The organism is Cryobacterium aureum, assembly GCF_002954245.1.
GTDB lineage: Bacteria > Actinomycetota > Actinomycetes > Actinomycetales > Microbacteriaceae > Cryobacterium > Cryobacterium aureum.
Genome location: NZ_PPTG01000022.1, coordinates 21,257 through 39,623 on the forward strand (window position 1 = coordinate 21,257; position 18,367 = coordinate 39,623).

17 protein-coding genes and 1 pseudogene are annotated in these 18,367 nt (G+C 62.9%); 6 read left to right on the forward strand and 12 right to left on the reverse strand.

Annotated elements, in window-relative coordinates:
* Positions 1–150 precede the first annotated feature (150 nt).
* From rpsF to CJ028_RS08030, 5 genes and pseudogenes are all read right to left on the reverse strand, one after another.
* A pseudogene (rpsF, locus tag CJ028_RS08010) lies at positions 151–519 on the reverse strand (30S ribosomal protein S6); the annotation flags it as partial.
* 164 nt (positions 520–683) lie between these two features.
* The gene (locus tag CJ028_RS08015; RefSeq protein WP_105034735.1) at positions 684–2,024 is read right to left on the reverse strand and encodes an ABC transporter substrate-binding protein; all 1,341 of its coding nucleotides are present in this window, start codon (positions 2,022–2,024) and stop codon (positions 684–686) included.
* A 43-nt stretch (positions 2,025–2,067) separates the two neighbouring features.
* On the reverse strand, positions 2,068–2,898 hold the full coding sequence (locus tag CJ028_RS08020; RefSeq protein WP_105034736.1) for a carbohydrate ABC transporter permease: 831 nt from the start codon (positions 2,896–2,898) through the stop codon (positions 2,068–2,070).
* Positions 2,885–3,766, reverse strand: a complete 882-nt coding sequence (locus tag CJ028_RS08025; RefSeq protein ID WP_105034737.1) for a carbohydrate ABC transporter permease — start codon at positions 3,764–3,766, stop codon at positions 2,885–2,887. The genes CJ028_RS08020 and CJ028_RS08025 overlap by 14 nt, the downstream gene beginning before the upstream one ends.
* On the reverse strand, positions 3,756–5,186 hold the full coding sequence (locus CJ028_RS08030; protein WP_105034738.1) for a CCA tRNA nucleotidyltransferase: 1,431 nt from the start codon (positions 5,184–5,186) through the stop codon (positions 3,756–3,758). The genes CJ028_RS08025 and CJ028_RS08030 overlap by 11 nt, the downstream gene beginning before the upstream one ends.
* An 81-nt stretch (positions 5,187–5,267) precedes the next feature.
* On the opposite strand from CJ028_RS08030, the gene CJ028_RS08035 reads away from it, so the two are divergent.
* The 6 genes from CJ028_RS08035 (at position 5,268) to CJ028_RS08060 (ending at position 13,174) form a co-directional block, all read left to right on the forward strand.
* Positions 5,268–7,580: a DUF6049 family protein gene (locus CJ028_RS08035; RefSeq protein ID WP_105034739.1), complete on the forward strand. Its 2,313-nt coding sequence runs from the start codon at positions 5,268–5,270 to the stop codon at positions 7,578–7,580.
* Entirely contained in the window at positions 7,573–9,198 is a 1,626-nt protein-coding gene (murJ, locus tag CJ028_RS08040; RefSeq protein WP_105034740.1) for a murein biosynthesis integral membrane protein MurJ, read from the forward strand. The genes CJ028_RS08035 and murJ overlap by 8 nt, the downstream gene beginning before the upstream one ends.
* Positions 9,199–9,389: 191 nt before the next feature.
* On the forward strand, positions 9,390–10,361 hold the full coding sequence (gene trxB / locus CJ028_RS08045) for a thioredoxin-disulfide reductase (protein ID WP_105034741.1): 972 nt from the start codon (positions 9,390–9,392) through the stop codon (positions 10,359–10,361).
* 10 nt (positions 10,362–10,371) lie between these two features.
* Positions 10,372–10,695 (forward strand): thioredoxin, encoded by a 324-nt coding sequence (gene trxA / locus CJ028_RS08050; RefSeq protein WP_105034742.1) that lies wholly within the window; start codon positions 10,372–10,374, stop codon positions 10,693–10,695.
* 148 nt (positions 10,696–10,843) lie between these two features.
* Positions 10,844–12,175, forward strand: a complete 1,332-nt coding sequence (locus CJ028_RS08055; RefSeq protein ID WP_240607153.1) for an aminotransferase-like domain-containing protein — start codon at positions 10,844–10,846, stop codon at positions 12,173–12,175.
* 42 nt (positions 12,176–12,217) lie between these two features.
* A complete protein-coding gene (locus tag CJ028_RS08060) occupies positions 12,218–13,174 on the forward strand; it encodes a D-alanine--D-alanine ligase family protein (RefSeq protein WP_105034744.1) in 957 nt (318 codons plus the stop codon).
* Between the two features lie 194 nt (positions 13,175–13,368).
* Here the strand turns inward: CJ028_RS08060 and CJ028_RS08065 are convergent, their stop codons facing one another.
* The 7 genes from CJ028_RS08065 to rnpA form a co-directional block, all read right to left on the reverse strand.
* Entirely contained in the window at positions 13,369–14,319 is a 951-nt protein-coding gene (locus CJ028_RS08065) for a ParB/RepB/Spo0J family partition protein (protein ID WP_105034745.1), read from the reverse strand.
* The gene (locus CJ028_RS08070; protein WP_105034746.1) at positions 14,319–15,272 is read right to left on the reverse strand and encodes a ParA family protein; all 954 of its coding nucleotides are present in this window, start codon (positions 15,270–15,272) and stop codon (positions 14,319–14,321) included. The genes CJ028_RS08065 and CJ028_RS08070 overlap by 1 nt, the downstream gene beginning before the upstream one ends.
* Before the next feature lie 76 nt (positions 15,273–15,348).
* On the reverse strand, positions 15,349–16,029 hold the full coding sequence (rsmG, locus tag CJ028_RS08075; RefSeq protein ID WP_105034747.1) for a 16S rRNA (guanine(527)-N(7))-methyltransferase RsmG: 681 nt from the start codon (positions 16,027–16,029) through the stop codon (positions 15,349–15,351).
* A gap of 11 nt (positions 16,030–16,040) precedes the next feature.
* On the reverse strand, positions 16,041–16,649 hold the full coding sequence (locus CJ028_RS08080; RefSeq protein WP_105034868.1) for a Jag family protein: 609 nt from the start codon (positions 16,647–16,649) through the stop codon (positions 16,041–16,043).
* Between the two features lie 11 nt (positions 16,650–16,660).
* Entirely contained in the window at positions 16,661–17,644 is a 984-nt protein-coding gene (yidC, locus tag CJ028_RS08085; RefSeq protein ID WP_105034748.1) for a membrane protein insertase YidC, read from the reverse strand.
* Positions 17,645–17,652: 8 nt separating this feature from the next.
* Entirely contained in the window at positions 17,653–17,964 is a 312-nt protein-coding gene (gene yidD / locus CJ028_RS08090; RefSeq protein ID WP_105034749.1) for a membrane protein insertion efficiency factor YidD, read from the reverse strand.
* Positions 17,961–18,338 carry a ribonuclease P protein component gene (gene rnpA / locus CJ028_RS08095; protein ID WP_105034750.1) on the reverse strand — a complete coding sequence of 126 codons (378 nt, stop codon included), beginning with the start codon at positions 18,336–18,338 and terminating at the stop codon, positions 17,961–17,963. The genes yidD and rnpA overlap by 4 nt, the downstream gene beginning before the upstream one ends.
* Between the last annotated feature and the right edge of the window lie 29 nt (positions 18,339–18,367).

The following is an 18,367-nucleotide window of genomic DNA, read 5'->3' on the forward strand; positions in this document are numbered from 1 at the left end:
AGCAACCGGAGCGGCAGCATCGACCTTCGAGGCATCGGCCTTCGCAGCAGCGGCCGGAGCCTCTGCGACGACGGCGTTGGCAACGACGGGCTTTGCAGCAGCAGCGACCTTGGCGGCCGGAGCGGCAGCGGCTGCAGCAGCGTCAGCCTTGGCAGCGATGACCTTGGGATTGGCAGCCTTGCGGGCAGCCTTCTCTGCAGCTAGCTTGGTGGCGACGACAACCTGGGCGATGCCCTCTTCGGCGCGGAGCACCTTGGTGCGCATGACGGCCTCGGACAGCTTCAGCTGGCGGTCGAGCTCGACCGTGGCTGAGGCGTTCGCGGTGAAGTCGACGACGGCATAAATGCCTTCGGTCTTCTTGTTGATCTCGTATGCGAGACGACGACGACCCCAGACATCAACCTTGTCAATGCTGCCACCATCGTTGCGAACAACGTTGAGGAACTTGTCAAGGCTGGGAGCTACGGTGCGCTCATCGATCTCGGGATCGAGGATAACCATAAGTTCGTACTGATGCATGACTAACCCACCTCCTTCGGACTAAAACGGCTGCAGAATTTCTGCAACAGGAGGGTTGTGCATGTGCTGCAGGCGGAGGCCGGGAATCCGGCACGCAGGCAACCTGCCCAGACTACCGGATACCGCGCTCATACGCCAGTTGATCCGCCCGTCGTGGTGTCGTTCTATTCGGTCAGAGTGGCGTTGGCGGCATTCTGTGCAGCACGGATACCGGAGTCCACCTGTGTGCGGCCGAGGAATACCTCGTTGAGCAGTGGTCGCATGGCGTTCTCGGCCTCCGGCCAACCGACTCCCCGCGGTGCCGGTGCCGTTCCGGCGGCCAACACGTCGTAAAACGGGCTGATGTCAACGTTCTCCGAGGCCCAGAAGGCCGCGTAGGCCGGCTGCGCGGCCAGCACGGCCGGAGACGCCGCGCCGGAGGCCCCGATGAACTCGCTTCCGGCCGCGCTCCCGAGCCATTCCAGCACCCGCTGGGTTTCGACCGGATGCGTGGATTCCGCATTACCGGCGGCCGCGATGCCATCGACGCCGCTGATCGCGCCGGCCGGACCGCTGGGCAGTCGCACAACACCCCAGTCGAAGTTGGCTCCCGCGCTCACATTGGCCAGGTTGTACACACCGCTCTGAAACAGCACCATTTTGCCCTGCAGAAACTGCTCGCGGCTGAAGTCGCCGTTGGTATTCGTGTCGGCAGCCGACGGGGAGACGTGCCACTTGTTCATGAGATCGACGAGGTACTGGAACGACGCGATGCCGGCGTCGGACGCGAAGGCGTATTGGTTGGCCTCGTCCTGAAACTGGGCGCCACCGGAGGCCAGGTAGTTCAGCAGCATCGCCTGCAGGTCGTAACCGGCGTTGTAGCCGTATTGACTGAGGTTGGAACCGTCGAACTCGGCACTATCGGCCGTGTTGCCGTTGTAGTCCTTGGTGAGTTTCTGGAGCACGCCAATGAGCGTGTCGTTGTCACCGGTGGGATCCCAGGTGAGCGCGGACACGTCGTCGGCGCTCAGGCCGGCATCACCGAGCAGGTCGGCGTTGTAATACACCGCGATGCCGGGGTCGGCCAGCTGCGGTACTCCCCACAGCGTGGCATCCCGGGTGTACTGGGCAACGACGGCTGGAACCCAGCCGGACTGGGCATCCGCTGGAATGGCGGTCGTAATGTTGAGCAGTGCACCCGCGTCGGCATAGGCAGGATAGCTGCCGCCATCGACCCAGAACACGTCAGGGGCACTGTCACCGGCGACGTCGGTGCGCAGCTTCTCGAAGTAGTCGTCCCACGACACGATCTCGACGTCGACGTGAATGTCGGGGTTGTCCTGTTCGAAGGCGGTGAAGGATTTCTCGTAGGCAGCAGCGACCTGTTCGTCCCAGAGTCGCACGGTCACCGTGGTCGCCGCGTTCCCAGTGTCGGAGTCGGAAAAATTCAGTGCGGCGACAGCGCCGGTGATGACGAGAAGCACGGCGAGCGCGCCGGCGGCAATGATGGTGGAACGCTTGGCCATGATGTCCTCTGTTGACGGATCGAACCTTCCCCAGTGGATTAGCCTACGCAGAACCCGCAATGGTGATCGACCGGACGAAGCTGCGCTGGAACACTAGGAACAGCACGAGGAGCGGAACCAGGGCGAGCGTTGTGGCCGCCATGACGAGCGTCCAATTGCCGTTGAACTGGCTTTGCAGACTCGCGGTGGCGACGGTCACGACCCGCCACTCGGTACCGGTCGTGACCACGAGCGGCCACATGAAACTATTCCAGTGGCTCACGATTGTGATGAGGGTCAGGGTGGCGATGATCGGGCGGGACAGCGGCACCACGATCTCGACCAACACGTCGAGGGTGTTCGCCCCGTCGAGTCGGGCGGCATCGATGAGCTCCTGCGGAATCCCACGAAAATATTCGCGCAACAAAAAAATCGCGTAGGGGGAGGCGAACGCGAATGGCAGCACGAGACTCCAAAACGAGTTGCGCAGCCCGGCCTCGGTCATCATGAGGTACAGCGGAACGACGAGGACGACGGGCGGGATCATCAGCGTCGACAGATACACCCAGAACAGCACCTGGCGACCGGGGAAGTCGACCCGGGCGAAGGCATAGGCGGCGAGGATCGAACAGATCAGCTGCCCGACCAGAATCAGGACGGCCGCGAGTACCGTGATCAGGATGGCGCGCCCGAATTGGGCCGGACCGTTCAGCAAGAGCGCAAAATTCTCCAGCGTGAACGGGTCAGGCCAGCTCAGCGCCGACTGCTGCGCGAACTGCTCGCGCGTCTTGAAGGCGGTCAGGATGCTCAGAAGGAACGGGCCGACGGTGAATAGGGCGCCCAGCACCAGCACCGTGTAGACGGCGGCCGTGGAGGAGAATCTAGTCCATTTCATAGGTGACCCTCCGGCGAAAATAGAGCTGCTGGGCGAGGGTGATGACGACCAGGATGACCAGCAGTACGACGGCCATGACGGCCGCGCGGCCGAGGTCGAAGGCGTCGAAAGCTTCGTAGTAGATGCGCGCGGCCACAACATCCGTCGATCGTGCCGGGCCGCCCTGGGTGAGCGCGTACACCTGGTCGAAGACTTGAAAGGCCGAAATGACCGTGGTGACGAGCACGAAGAACATGGTTGGGCGCAACAGTGGCAGCTTGATATGCCAGAACATCTTCACCGCGCCGGCGCCGTCGATGCGGGCCGCCTCGAGAATCTGCCCAGGGATATTGAGCAGGCCGGCCATGAAGAACAGGGTGACGTAGCCGACGTTGGTCCAGATCACCACGGCGGCCACGGCCGGTAGCGCCAGTGCGGGGTCACTGAGCCACTCGACCCGCTGACCGAGCAGGGTGTTGAATACCCCATCGGTTGGTGCGAGGATCCACTTCCACACGACGCCGAGCGCAAGCGGAGCGCAAATCCACGGGAGTACGTAGATCGTACGAAACCAGGCTGACCCCGGCAGGCTGCGGGTGAGCAGGCTGGCCGCGCCCAGGCCGATCAGGGTTTGAATCGGCACCACGAGCAGGACGAAAATGAGCGTGACCAGCAGGGAATTTCCAAAGACGCCGTCACTGAGAACGGATTGGTAGTTGTCGAGACCGACGAAGGTGATCGGGCCGATCAGGTCCCAGCTCTGAAAGCTGAGCCAGACTACGACGAGCACTGGAAGGAGAAGAAAGCAGACCACGCCAAACAGACTGGGAGCGAGCAGGCCATAGCCGGTGATCGCCCTGCGTCGACGCAGGCTGCCCTTATTGGACACGCTCCGCCCACCAGCCCACGAGCCGGCGGGTAGCTTCGTCCTCGCCGAGGGGTCCGTCGTCCAGTCGTTGCTCGAGCAGATAACGGTAGGCCTCGCCCACCTCGCGCCCCGGTTTTATACCGAGCACGACCATGATCTGTTCACCGTCGAGATCGGGGCGCACGGCGCCGAGTTCTTCCTGCTCGTTCAGCTCGGCAATGCGCTGTTCCAGGTCGTCGTACGCGAAACCGAGCCGGTCTGCCTTGCGCCGGTTGCGGGTCGTGACGTCGGCACGGGTGAGAATATGCAGCCGTTCCAGCTGGTCTCCGGCGTCGCGCACATAGCGGCGCACGGCAGAGTCGGTCCAGGCGCCCTCGGTGTAGCCGAAAAATCGCAGGTGCAGCTCGATCAGGCGAGCGACGGCGTTGATGGTGTCATTGTCGAAGCGCAGGGCGCGCAGTCGTTTCTTCGCCAGCTTTGCCCCAACCACGTCGTGGTGGTAGAAACTCACGACTCCGCCCGGTTCGAGTTTGCGGGTGGCTGGCTTGCCGATGTCGTGCAGCAGGGCGGCGAGGCGCACGATCAGGTCGGGAGAATCGAGGTTGCCGCGTGATTTCTCGTAGCCCATCGCCTGCTCCAGCACGGTGAGGCTGTGCTGGTAGACGTCCTTGTGGTGGTGGTGTTCGTCGATCTCCAGCCGTAGGCCGGGAATCTCGGGGAGCACGATCTCGGCCAGGCCGGATTCCATCAGCACTTCGATGCCGGCGCGTGGGTCCTTGGAGACCAACAGCTTCGATATTTCGTCGCCGATGCGTTCGGCCGACACGATACGGATGCTGTCCCGCATCTTCTCCATGGCCAGTGCGGTATCGAGGTCCAGCGTGAAACCCAGCTGCCCGGTAAACCTGGCCGCGCGCAGCATCCGCAGCGGGTCGTCTCCGAAAGAAACCTCCGGAGTGCTCGGGGTGCGCAGTCGTTTGGCCAGCAGATCGTCGATGCCACCGGCCGGATCAACGAGCGTCAGCTGGGGCAGGCGCAGTGCCATCGCGTTGACGGTGAAGTCTCGGCGCAGCAGGTCCGGTTCCAGGTCGCGTCCGAACACGACGTCGGGCTTGCGGGTGGTGCCGTCGTAGCTGTCAGCGCGATACGTGGTGATTTCCACGGTCTCGCCGGCCAGACTGGCTCCGATCGTGCCGTATGCCCGCCCGATGTCCCACTGCGCTTCGGAGAGGGGCCTGACGAGCGCGAGAATCTGATCCGGTGTCGCATCCGTGGTGAAATCCAGGTCGTGCAACGGACGGTCCAGGAACGCATCGCGCACCGGGCCACCGACCAGGGCCAGTTCGTGGCCCGCCGCCGCAAATGCGTTCGCCAGACGGGAGACGGTGGGGGTGGCAGCCAGGTCGCCCAGTCGTGCGAGGGCTGCCGCGACGCTCTGCATATGCCCCATATTAGTTGTCATCCACGCGGCACTCAGTCGCGGTGCAGGTAGCTTCCGGCTGACACGCCGTAGAATCCCCCTATGGTGGCCGAGTCAGATTCCGCGCATCGGCCCGCGCTCCCGGCTGCCGCGTCCACTGCCGCGCGCCCGACCCGGCGCACGATGAGTCATCGACGGTCCAAGGCGATTACGGCTCTTCTGGTGGGATTCTTGACCCTAGCTTCGCTGGTTTCCGCACCGATCTTCGCTCTCACGCCGGCGCAGGCCGACCCGAAGGACGGCACCGTCACGAGCGCCGCAACCCCCCCCGACACCGTCGGCGTCACGGTCTCTCCGACCACGTCGCCGCAACTGGTGCCTGGCCAGGACCTGGTTCTGACGTTGACCGTGCACAACAACACCGACGCCGACATTCCGATCGGCCGGGTCGATGTGTACCTGGCGCAGATGGCGCTGACCACCCGCGCCGCACTCGATAGCTGGCTGCGGCCCGATGACGACGCAAATTCCGGCGACCAGCTGATCAGTGTGCCGACTACGGAAGGTATTCCGGCTGGTGCTAGCACCAACCTGAGCGTCACCGTTCCGGCTTCGGCCGTGGGATTGACCGATGTAAACGCGTGGGGAGCGCGTGGGATCGCCGCGATTCTCGTTGCGGGTGACGTGATTCAAGCTGAGGGTCGCGGCACGTTTGTCTGGTCCCAGGGCAGCGCGATTACCCCGGTCGCCCTCGCCGCCATTCTGCCGATCACGGCCCCGGAAAGCGCGACCGGCCTGATCACCGCGAAGGCACTGGAGTCTTACACAAGCTCGGTCGGTCTGCTCTCTCGCCAACTTGATGCCGCCATTGATGCGCCCACGGCAACGATTGCCATTGATCCCCAGATCATCGCCTCGATTCGGGTGCTCGGCAGCAAAGCTCCGGCGTCGGCCGTGGCCTGGCTCGACCGTCTGGCCGGTGCGAGCAATGACATCTTCCCGCTCGCCTACGCGGATGCCGACATCGCGTTGCAAGCGCAGGCCGGTGCCATGACGCTGCTCGCGCCCACCTCCTTTGTACCGGCGATCGATGCGAGCCAGTTCGTCGTGCCCTCGGCAACACCGATCCCGGAAGACACCACCGACCCGACCGACGTGCCCAGTGTCACGTCCCGCGCCAGGGCCGAAACCACCCCCTCGCTGACCCCCACCCCGGCACCCACGCTGGAACCCGGCGCAACGGTCATCCCCTCGACCAGTGACCTGTTGGCCTGGAACTACACGAGCACCGCGATCGGCTGGCCGGTCGCCGGTCAGGTTGCGCGTGCCGATCTGGACGTGTTTGCCGCGAGCGGCCTGACCACGACCATCCTCTCCAGCGGCAACGCCCTGCAATCAGACGTCTTCACCCCGAATACCGCGTTCGCCCTTCCGAGCGGCCTGGGTCTGGTCAGCGACTCCGCGCTGTCGGCCGCCATCCGCGCCGCCGCCGAAGCCCCGACCGAGGACGAGTGGCGGGTCAACATCTCCGAGGCGGCTTCGCTTCTGGCGATCGTGTCAGCCGAGAACCCCAACTCGGCGCGCACGATGTTGGCCACGTTCAACCGCAGCAGTCCGGAAAACGCCACCCGAGTCGCTCAGACACTCACTGCCCTCGATTCAACGGTCTGGTCGAATGCGGCCCCGCTGCAGGCGGCCCTGGATTCCGCCCCGGCCACCACGGTGACTTTTCAGGAGCAGGCGATTGACAGCAACCGCGTCACGCTCGCTCGATCACTGTTACAGCGCGAGGGGGCGATCGCCGAATTCGCGACCATCCTGGCCGATCCCGTTGCATTCACCGCGCCGGCACGACTGGATTTGCTCGCGCTTCTGGACACCACCTGGGCCTCGCAGACTGCGGGATGGGCTGACCAGGTTCGGGCGAACCTCGCGGCCTCGTTCGACCTTATTCACGCCGTGACCGTGACCACCCGCGGGCCGATCATCGTGGTGGGAAGCGAAGTCGACTTGCGCATCACGCTCAACAATGCGCTCGACCAGGCCGTCACCGTGCGCACCGAGATCGTGCCATCGAACGGACGCCTCGTCGTCGGTGAGACCCTCGAGACCATCATCCAACCGAACTCCGCACAGGCCGTCTCCGTGCCGCTGAGCGCCGCTGTCGGTAACGGCGATGTCGTCTTGCGGGTCACCCTGTACACCCTGAACGGCACCCCGCTCGGGCAGCCGGCCCCGATCGATGTCAGCGTGCGCGCCGACTGGGAAGGCGTCGGCGCGAGTATCTTCGCCATTCTCGTCGTCGGTTTCTTTGGCTTCGGTATTTGGCGCAATATCGTGCGCCGACGCCGAGAAAAATCGGCCGAGGCATCCGTTGTTTACGAACAGTTACCCGCGGCGGAGCCGAATGTCTGAGCCGGCTACCGGCGGCGGCGGCATCGGCCGGGCGAGCGCGTTCCTGGCCTCCGGCACGATCGTGTCGCGCATTCTCGGCTTCGTGAAGGTCATCGTTCTCGCCGCCATCATCGGCCAGTTCGGCGCCGCTGCCGACACCTTCGCGATCGCCAATCAGCTGCCGAATACCATCTATGTGATCGTGGCCGGCGGAATCCTGACGGCCGTTCTGGTTCCGCAGATCGTTCGTGCCAGCCTGCACGCCGACGGCGGCACGGCCTACATCAACAAGCTGCTCACGCTCGCCCTGGTCGTGCTGTTCACGACGACCCTCGTCGCTACCCTGTTGGCCCCGACCATCACCGGGTTCATCGGCTTAAATCTCCCCCAGAACGAGAAGGCACTGGCCGTGGCTTTCGCCTACTGGTGCCTTCCGCAAATGTTCTTCTACGGCCTTTACACCCTGCTCGGCGAAGTCCTCAACGCCCGCAAATCCTTCGGACCGTTCACCTGGGTGCCGGTCCTCAACAACCTGGTGGCCATTGTCGGCCTGATCGTTTTTGCGACACTGTTTCGCCCCGATCCGTTCGGTGATCGATCGGCTGCCGAAATCACGTCGGCCATGGTCGCCGTGCTGGGAGGCAGTGCCACCCTCGGCGTGATCACCCAGGCCGTCGTGCTGTTCTATTTCTGGCGTCGCATCGGTCTGCGCTACCGCCCGGACTTCCATTTTCGGGGCGTCGGTCTCGGGGCCGCAGGCAAAATGGCGAGCTGGACCTTCGGCATGCTGCTGCTCACTACTTTCGCGGGAATTGTCGAGACGCAGGTCGTGACGCTGGCCCACGGTGAGGCATCCGTTGCCGTGCTCGCCACCGCCTGGCTGATCTTCATGCTGCCGCACTCCGTGATCACCGTGTCGGTCGCGACGGCGTACTTCACCCGCATGAGCGAACACGCCGCTTTGGGTAATTGGTCCTTGGTCAGAACGGATGCCTCGAGCGCGATTCGCGGAACCTCGCTGGTGATCGTGCTCGCTGCGGCCGTCATCGCGGTCTGCGCCTACCCCTTCGCGGCGGTCTTCGTGGCACCATTCGATCAGGTGCAGTCCATCGGCAACGTCATCATCGCGTTCATCCTGGGCCTGGTGCCGTTCTGCGTGTTGTTCGTTTTGCAGCGCACCTTTTACGCCCTCGGTGACACGCGTACACCGTTCTTTTTCACCCTGTTCCAGGTCGTTCTGCTGATCTGCGCTGTGCTGGCCTGCGCGTGGCTGCCCACCGACTGGATTGCCGTTGGCATCGCTGGTTCGATCACGGTGACCGGTACGCTGCAGGCCATCCTGGCTGCCGTGCTCCTGCGCCGTCGAATGCTGGGTATCGACGGACGACGCATTCTGCGCAGTCTCGTGAAATATCTGGTCGCCGTCATCATTCCCCTGACCGCCGGTCTGATCCTCATGATCATCCTGGGGGGCAATGTCGAGGGCGGATTCGCCGTGTCCTCGAGGCTCACAGCCATGGTCTCCATGGTCCTGATCGGTGTGGTCATGGCCGCGAGCTACTTCGGCCTGCTGCTGCTCATGCGCAGCGGCGAGCTGACAGCGTTCCTCACGCCCTTACGGGCGCGCTTTCGCCGCTGAGTACCTCGACGGGCGCAACTGCCCGCAGCGCCGGGGTGACGGCCGAGCCCGGTCTGGCTGGGCCAGGTTTCGTGGCTGTGCAGCACCTCCAAAGCTGGGAGGCCCCGGAATAGCATCCGATTAGGATGTGTTGTATCGAAACGTGAGCCGGGGTTTTTCCCGTCTTGTCCACCACTGCAAGGAGTGTGCGCGTGCGTCAGATCATCATCATCGGTTCCGGACCGGCTGGCTATACCGCGGCTATCTATGCCGCGCGGGCCAACCTCAAACCGCTTCTGATTGCCAGTTCGGTGGAGGCCGGCGGTGAATTGATGAATACAACCGACGTCGAGAACTTTCCAGGCTTCCCAGAGGGCGTACAGGGACCCGACCTCATGACCAAGATGCAGGAGCAGGCAGAACGCTTCGGCACTGAGGTCGTCTACGACGACGTCGAATCGGTTGACCTGTCTGGCCCGATCAAGACGGTTAGCCTCGGCAACGGCGACGTAGAGCAGGCACTCACGGTGATTTTTGCCACTGGTTCCGCCTACCGCAAGCTCGGCCTCAGCGACGAAGAACGCCTGTCCGGCCGCGGTGTCTCCTGGTGTGCCACCTGCGACGGGTTCTTCTTCAAGGGCAAGGAAATCGCCGTCATCGGCGGCGGTGACTCCGCCATGGAGGAAGCCACGTTCCTCACCCGGTTCGCCTCCAAGGTGCACGTCATCCACCGCAAGGGCGAGCTGCGTGCCTCCAAGATCATGCAGGAACGTGCTTTCGCCAATGACAAGATCGAGTTCACCTGGAACTCCGAAGTCGTCGGCATCACCGGCACCGACGCTGTCGACGGACTCACCCTGCGCGACACGGTCTCCGGCACCGAGAGCAGCCTTCCGGTCGGCGGCGTGTTCGTGGCGATCGGCAACGACCCGCGCACACACCTCGTGCACAAGCAGCTCGACCTCACCCCCGATGGCACCATTGCCGTCGCGGGCCGGTCGTCGCTCACCAGCCAAGCCGGTGTCTTCGCAGCCGGTGACGTCATTGATTCCAGCTACCGTCAGGCCATCACAGCGGCCGGCTCCGGCTGCGCGGCTGCCCTCGATGCCGAGCACTACCTCAGCACCCTCCCCTCCGATTTGCTGGCCCAGGCCGGCGACACCGAACTCGTTTCAGCTAACTAAGGAGCACCGAATGACCGCACGATCCGTCACCGAAGCCAACTTCGAACAAGAAGTCATCAACAACGAGAAGACCGTTCTGGTGGACTTCTGGGCCGAGTGGTGTGGCCCCTGCCGCGCCGTCAGCCCGATTCTCGACCAGATCGCGGCCGAGAACTCGGACAAGCTCGACATCGTCAAGCTCAATGTCGACGAGCACCCAGCCCTCGCTGCCAAGTACCAGATCACCTCCATCCCGGCCATGAAGGTCTTCCAGAAGGGCGAGGTCGTCAAGACCGTCATCGGCGCCAAGCCCAAGCCGCAGCTCGAGAAGGACCTGGCTGACTACCTGGTCTAGTCCGCTCGCACGCGAAAGAACCCGCCCGGCCTACGCCGGTCGGGTTTTTTCGTGCCCGGGGTCACCCCATACGATGAAGACGACAGCAGAACGGATAGGTGACGTGACAATTCAAGGCTCCACTGCAGATAACACGCAGTCCGGGCCTGTGCAGACCAATACTGTGCAGGGCGGCAACAACCTCGACCCGTGGTACCACCACTACGCCGATCGGGCCGCCGGCCTCAAGGCCTCCGAGGTGCGCGCGCTATTCGCCGTGGCATCGCGCCCCGAAGTCGTCTCCCTCGCCGGCGGAATGCCATACGTCGCAGCCCTGCCCCAGGACCTCGTGATCAATGCCATGGACCGCGTCATGCGCGAAAAGGGTTCTACCGCCCTGCAATATGGCTCTGGTCAGGGAGTTCCCTTACTGCGTGAGCAAATTCTCGACGTCATGGCCCTCGAAGGAATCAAGGCCAACGCCGACGACGTGGTCGTGACCACCGGTTCCCAACACGCCCTGGAACTGGTCAGCAAGTTGTTCTTGAACCCCGGAGATGTCGTCATCTCCGAAGGCCCAAGCTACGTCACCGCCATGGTGATCTTCAAGTCATACCAGGCCGAGGTCGATCACGTTCCGATGGACGAGAACGGCCTGATTCCGGCTGCCCTGACCGAGCACATCGCGGCTCTCAAGGCCGCCGGGCGCACCATCAAGTTTCTCTACACGATCCCCAGTTTTCACAATCCGGCCGGCGTTACCCTCAGCTGGGCACGGCGCATAGAGATTCTCGAGATCTGCCGCTCGAACAACATCCTCGTACTCGAGGACAATCCCTACGGCCTGCTTTACTTTGACAAGCAGGCACCGGATGCCATTCGCTCACTCGAACGCGACGGTGTCGTCTACCTGGGGACCTTCTCCAAGACCCTGGCTCCCGGCTTTCGGGTTGGCTGGGCACTCGCCCCGCACGCGATCCGAGAGAAACTCGTGCTTGCCAATGAGGCGGCCGTACTCTCCCCCAGCTCCTTCACCCAGATGGTCATCTCGGAATACCTCTCCACCGCCGACTGGAAGGGGCAAATCAACACCTTCCGCGGTGTTTATCACGAGCGCAAAAACGCCATGCTGGCTGCCCTCGAGGAATACCTCCCCGATTTGACCTGGACCAACCCCACTGGCGGGTTCTATGTCTGGGTCACCCTGCCCGAACAGCTCGATTCCAAAGCCATGCTGCCTCGCGCGGTTAAGGAACTTGTGGCCTACACGCCCGGGACCGCGTTTTATGCCGATGGTGACGGGCGCCAAAACATGCGTCTCGCCTTCTGCTATCCCACTCCTGAGAGCATTCGGGTCGGCATCCGTCGTCTCGCCACGGTCCTTCGCGGCGAGCTTGATCTGCTGGACACCTTTGCCGGCACGGGAGCGCTGGGCGCCGCCCCGGACCGGACCGACGCCAATAATCAGCGCTACGCCGGTCCACCGGCCAACATCTCCTAGATTTCCCCGTTCACTGACACCAAGCTAGGGAAAAACCTGATCATGAGCGAATTCAACTCCCTCAATATCGTTATTTTGGCCGGCGGAATCTCCCACGAACGCGATGTTTCGCTACGCTCAGGGCGCCGCGTAGCGGATGCCCTCACAGATGAGGGCCACACAGTCACCGTGATCGACCCCGGATCCAGCCTGCTCACCACCCTCACCGAGCAGGCCCCCGACCTGATTTGGCCAACCCTGCACGGAGCTACTGGTGAGGATGGCGCCCTGCTCTCCCTGCTGGAAACCACCGGCATCCCATTTCTTGGCTCAACTGGACCCGCCGCCGCCTTGGCGTGGAACAAGGGCACGGCCAAGGAACTCGTGCGACGAGCTGGCTTCGCCACTCCCCCGGCCATCGCGCTTTCGACCGAGACGTTTCGAGACCTCGGTGCCACGAGTGTGCTTGAGCACCTGATCGGCGCGATCGGCCTGCCCCTGGTCGTTAAGCCCGCTCAGGGCGGTTCCTCGCAGGGGGTCACGATCGTGCGCAGCGCCGCCGATCTGCCCCGCGCCATGGTTGATGCCTACACCTACGCCAACACGGCCCTCGTTGAGGCCTATATCGACGGCACTGAGGTCACGGTGGCGGTGATTGACACCGGAACAGGGCCCACCGCCCTGCCGATCATTGAAATCGTGCCCGTCGATGGCGTCTACAGCTTCGAGGCACGGTACAACGCCGGCGAGACGGACTTCTACACACCGGCTCGCCTCCCCGACACGGCCTCGGCGGCAGTTTCCACAACAGCGGTCGCCATTCATGCTCTGCTCGGCCTCCGCCATCTGAGCCGCGTCGACCTCATTGTCGACGCCGCTGGTACCGCATGGTTCCTGGAGGTCAATGTGCTTCCAGGCCTGACGGAAACATCCCTGGTGCCGCAGGCTATCGAAGCCACCGACCGGACCCTCGGTTTCACCTACTCCGCCTTGGCTACCAACGCCCTGACCGCTCCGTAGCTCTTCCGTTTCACGTGAAACATCGCCGGACATGTTTCACGTGAAACTCCGTACCCTCGGTATCCCCAGAAAGCTCGAGGGACGCCCGTGGCGGCCGATAGGCTCGATGAGCACAGCCCGCCGATCGAGGTGATCGCTTGCGAGTGAACGAGATTCAGATGTTTCACGTGAAACTGGACGCCGCAAGAGCGAAACTAGTTTGCGCTGAAGCCCGGTTCACCGAGAACCGTGAGAATACGGTTGAGGTCACCAATCGTGGCGAAATCCACTGTGATCTGGCCTTTTCTGGCGCCGAGATTGATTTTGACGCGGGTGTCGAGTCGATCCCCGAGATGCTCAGCGATTTCATCGAGGTGTCCCTGGCGTCGACCGGGAAGCGGCTTAGGCGTTACCAGTTTCGGCACACCGGTCGCCGCAGCTTCGGCCGCGCGCACTGACAGATCCTCTTCGACGATCTTGTCAGCCAAGCGCAGCATGCCGGCTAAGTCACCCACTGACAGAATTGCCCGCGCGTGCCCAGCCGACAGCACTCCGGCGGCCACGCGCAGTTGCACAGGCTCGGGCAGTTTCAACAGGCGCAGGGTGTTGGTGATCTGCGGCCGCGAACGACCGATGCGAGTCGCTAATTCTTCCTGAGTGATGCCAAAGTCAGCGAGAAGCTGCTGATACGCGGATGCTTCTTCGAGCGGATTCAGCTGGGCCCGGTGCAGGTTCTCCAACAACGCGTCGCGCAGCATGTCGACGTCAGCGGTTTCACGCACGACGGCCGGAATGGTGCCGAGCCCGACCTCTTTGGTTGCGCGCAAACGCCGCTCACCCATGACGAGTTCATATTTGCCCGGCTCATCCGGCAACGGCCGCACGACGATCGGCTGCAGGACACCGACTTCGCGAATGCTGTGCACGAGCTCGGCAAGGTCATCCTCATCGAAAATAGTTCGCGGCTGCGCGCGGTTGGGCACAATGTCCTGCGGGTTCAGGTGGGCCAGACGCGCACCGGGCACCGGAACCAGCTCGGGGGAGGCATCCGTTTCACGTGAAACAGCGCGGGGAAAGAAGACGTCGACCGGTCGGGGAGCCGACGCGTCGTCCTGCACCGGGATGAGTGCGCCGATACCGCGGCCGAGGCCCGTTCTTTTCGCCATTAGTACTTATCTTTCATTTGGGGCTTATCTTCTGTTCGGGGAGCCCCTCGATGGGCCATTTCTGCAGCAGCTTCGAGGTACGAGAGCGATCCTGCGGAGTTGAGGTCGTAGCTGACGACACTCTGGCCGTAGCTCGGGGCCTCAGAAACGCGTACAGAGCGCGGAATCGCGGTATTCAACACCTCTTTGGGGAAGTGATCGCGCACTTCCTGGGCAACCTGGGTCGCCAGATTGGTGCGGCTGTCATACATGGTGAGCAAAATCGTGGAGACAACCAGGTCGGGGTTCAAGTGCTTCTCGATCAGAGCGATGTTCTTGAGCAGTTGACTGAGCCCCTCAAGCGCGTAATACTCGCACTGAATGGGAATGAGAACCTCGCGGGCAGCCACGAAGGCATTGATGGTCAGCAGCCCAAGCGAGGGTGGGCAATCAATGAAGACATAGTCGTAGGGCTCGGCCATCTCGGCCAGGTAGAGATCGAGGGCGCGGCGAAGACGCTGCTCACGCGCGACGAGTGAGACCAGTTCGATCTCCGCTCCGGCCAAGTGGATCGTGGCGGGGACACAGAACAGGGCACCGAACTCGGGGCTCTTCTGCACGACCTCATCCATGGGCATGTCGTTAATGATGACGTCGTAGACGCTCGGTGTCTCCGCGCGGTGCTCAACGCCCAGGGCCGTTGACGCGTTGCCCTGTGGGTCGAGGTCGATGACCAGAACGCGCGCACCCTGCCGGGCGAGGGCTGCGGCCAGATTGACGGCGGTCGTGGTCTTACCGACCCCGCCCTTCTGGTTGGAGATCGTCAGCACCCGGGTCTTGTCGGGTTTGGGCAATTCTCCGGCCGCGATAACCTGGCGCCGTCGCGTCAATTCAGCGATCTCGCGGGCGAGCGGCGTTGTACCGTCGAACCCCGCCGCCTTACCCGTGCGCTGATCTTCAGCAGGATGTTTCACGTGAAACCTTTACGCTCGACGGTTGATGAGACACCAGAAAGGGACTCCCGAACACCAAATTTGGCGACCCACGGGACTAGTCCACTGTAGCCCGGATGACCCGGGTTACCTCCGGCAATACGCCCGCGCCGAGGGTGATGACCTCGACATCGCGCAAACGATATTTGCGAATGGGCTTTGCGGCGGCCTCCACCTCACGCTGAGCTCCCTCGCCCTTCATGAGAATGAGTTCCCCACCGGTGCGCAGCAGGGGTGCCGTCAGGGGAATGAGCTTACTGAACGCACTCACAGCGCGGGCGGTCACTTGATCCAGCGGATGCTCCAGCCGCGCTTCCTCGGCGCGCGCCCGCAACACGGTCACGTTTGTCAGGTGTAGGGCTGCGACCTGGTCGTTCAGCCAGGCCACCCGGCGTTCCATCGGTTCGATCAGCACGAAATTCACGTCGGGTCGCGCGATAGCCAGTACCAGACCGGGGAGGCCGGCACCAGAGCCCACATCGCCAACGAGACCGGGACTCAATAATGGTGCAACAATGACGCAGTTCAGGATGTGGCGCGACCAGAGGCGGGGAAGTTCCAGTGGGCCGATCAGGCCAAGAATTTCGCCCTGATCAGCCAAATTAATGATAAATGAGCGAATAACATCGATCTGGGGACCAAACAGGTCAGCCGCAACGGCTGGCTCCGTTTCGAGCTCGACGGCCTCGATGGTGCCGGGTACTGCATCGATCGGCTCCGGAGTGACAGATTGCGACATGACCAACGAGACTAGGCTGCGGTGATGACGGTGTGGCGGTCGCGACCCTCGCCGGAGGACTCAGACCGGTACCCGCCACTGGCGGCAACGATGTCGTGCACGAGTTTGCGCTCGTAAGAAGACATAGCAGGCAGGTCAGCTTCGGTCGCGCCACCCTCAATCCGCAGGATCGCACGCGCCACGAGCGTGGCGAGTTCAGCCTCGCGCACCTCACGAGATCCACCAATATCCAGGATCAAACGGGAAAACGAACCCGTCTTATTCTGTACGGCGAGACGCGTCAGTTCCTGCAGGGCATTGACCGTTTCCGGCTTGGAGAGCACGCGCAGATTGTCGGCATCCGAAGCTTTGACCGAAAGGTAGGCCCGCCCGTTGCGGGCATCGATATCGATATCGCCGTCCAGGTCGCAGATATCGAGGAATTCCTCGATGTAGTCCGCGGCGATATCACCCTCACGCTCGAGCTGATCGGTCGTGAGGGGAACCTCGGTGAGGCTTCCCGTCTGAGATGAAGTGGGGGAGGCATCCGTTGGTGTGACGGGAGCTGTGGGGACGGCACCGCCAGTGTCAGTGGCGCTTACGACAGTGTCTGCTTCACTGAGGCCGGTCTTGTCCGTCACGGTGTTCTCCACTACTTCTTGGGGCCGGTTTGCTTCTTGGCGCGGGCCTTACCGACCGGCTGCTGGCGCTGCACGGGCTTGGCAGGCTCGTCCACGACAATGATGTCACCATCGGTCGCGATGAGCTTACCCTTACGTGCCAGACGCTCCTCGCGGGCCTTAGCGGCCTCACTGCCGGGCGTCGGCATGTTTCGGATGACCAGGAACTGCTGAATCATGGTCCAGAAGTTCGAGGTGAGCCAGTAGAACATGACACCCAGCGGGAAGGCCACACCGGAGAAGGCGAAGACGAGGGGGAGTAGGTAGAGCATGATGCGCTGCTGCTTGAACATTGGACTCGCCTTGGTCTCCGGCGACATGTTCTTGGAGACGATCTGCAGCTGCGTGATGAACTGCGACGCGGTCATGAGCACGACCATGGTGGCCGCGATGATCATGACGGTGCCGTTGAAGGGGTCACCGGCGGTCCACAGCGACCACTGCGAGGCGAAGGTGTCGTGCAAGGGGGCATTACCGAACAACGTCGCATTGCCGAAGCTCTCGGCAAGGCTCTGGTTGAGGGGGCCGACGCCGCGGGTGGAGCGCTGGGCATCGTTCAGCACCGAGAACAGGGCGAAGAAGATCGGCATCTGCAAGAGCAGGGGCAGGCAGGAACTGAGCGGGTTGGTCCCCGTCTTCTTGTACATGGCCATGGTCTCGCGGGACATGGCCTCACGCGAGAACTGGTCCTTCTTGCCCTTGTACTTGTCCTGGATCTTCTTGAGCTGCGGGGCCACCTCGAGCATCTTGCGCTGGCTCTTGATCTGCCGCACGAAGATGGGAATGAGGGCAGCGCGCACGACCAGAACGAGGCCGACGATGGACAGTACCCACGTGAGACCGTCGTCGTAGCCCAGTCCCGCGATTCCCATCTGGGAAAACAGCCAGTGGAAGGCGACGAGCAGCAGCTCGACCACCCATTTCAGAGGCCAGAGGATCGTACCTATGAGGTCCATACTGTGGGTTAGCCCTTTCCGTGGCTGGGTGCAACGACAAAACCGAACGACGTCACGCGGTAGCGACGCTTGCTTTTGAGGGGTACATCATCAATGCCGCCCTCAGACCACGGATGACAATGGCTCAGTCTGCGCGCAGCGAGGGCGCTTCCCCACGCTAGCCCGTGTTCCTGAACGGCCCCCAGTGCAAAGGCCGAGCAAGACGGGTAAAACCGGCACACATCTCCGTACAGCGGAGAAATCACGGCTCGATACACGCGAAGAATCACGACGCCCACATTGCGGGGTATCAGGATGATCGTCGTGACTATCGGGTTCATCGGCCCGCGCTGCCCTTTCGCACCGGAAGTGAGCGAGCGAGTGAGCGTTCGACTTCGTTGCGCAGAGTCAGCCAGGCAACACCTTGCGCCGAAGGTAAAGCACGGATGACGACATCCGTTCCTGGCATAACCAGAGAGAGCAGTTCGTACGTGACCGCCTTGAGGCGGCGGCGAACGAGATTGCGCCTCACGGCGTCACCTACATTCTTTGCGACAATGAAGCCGAACCGTGCCGGAGCGCTGGCAGCACCCGAAGGGACCTGAGCGCTCTTTCGTACATAAAGAACGGTGTGCGCACCGACGATCCGCACACCGCGCCGAACGACGCCTTGATAGTCGCTGCCGCTCGTGATGCGATTTACGTGAGCGAGCACGAGAACCTGGCGACCACACCGAACGTAGG

Coding starts and splice junctions, on each gene's coding strand:
- yidC (WP_105034748.1), bottom strand. CDS start 17,644: ATGGACCTCATAGGTACGATCCTCTGGCCTCTGAAATGGGTGGTCGAG.
- CJ028_RS08060 (WP_105034744.1), top strand. CDS start 12,218: ATGAGCGAATTCAACTCCCTCAATATCGTTATTTTGGCCGGCGGAATC.
- CJ028_RS08065 (WP_105034745.1), bottom strand. CDS start 14,319: ATGGCGAAAAGAACGGGCCTCGGCCGCGGTATCGGCGCACTCATCCCG.
- murJ (WP_105034740.1), top strand. CDS start 7,573: ATGTCTGAGCCGGCTACCGGCGGCGGCGGCATCGGCCGGGCGAGCGCG.
- CJ028_RS08030 (WP_105034738.1), bottom strand. CDS start 5,186: ATGCAGAGCGTCGCGGCAGCCCTCGCACGACTGGGCGACCTGGCTGCC.
- rsmG (WP_105034747.1), bottom strand. CDS start 16,029: ATGTCGCAATCTGTCACTCCGGAGCCGATCGATGCAGTACCCGGCACC.
- trxA (WP_105034742.1), top strand. CDS start 10,372: ATGACCGCACGATCCGTCACCGAAGCCAACTTCGAACAAGAAGTCATC.
- CJ028_RS08015 (WP_105034735.1), bottom strand. CDS start 2,024: ATGGCCAAGCGTTCCACCATCATTGCCGCCGGCGCGCTCGCCGTGCTT.
- CJ028_RS08020 (WP_105034736.1), bottom strand. CDS start 2,898: ATGAAATGGACTAGATTCTCCTCCACGGCCGCCGTCTACACGGTGCTG.
- CJ028_RS08035 (WP_105034739.1), top strand. CDS start 5,268: ATGGTGGCCGAGTCAGATTCCGCGCATCGGCCCGCGCTCCCGGCTGCC.
- yidD (WP_105034749.1), bottom strand. CDS start 17,964: ATGAACCCGATAGTCACGACGATCATCCTGATACCCCGCAATGTGGGC.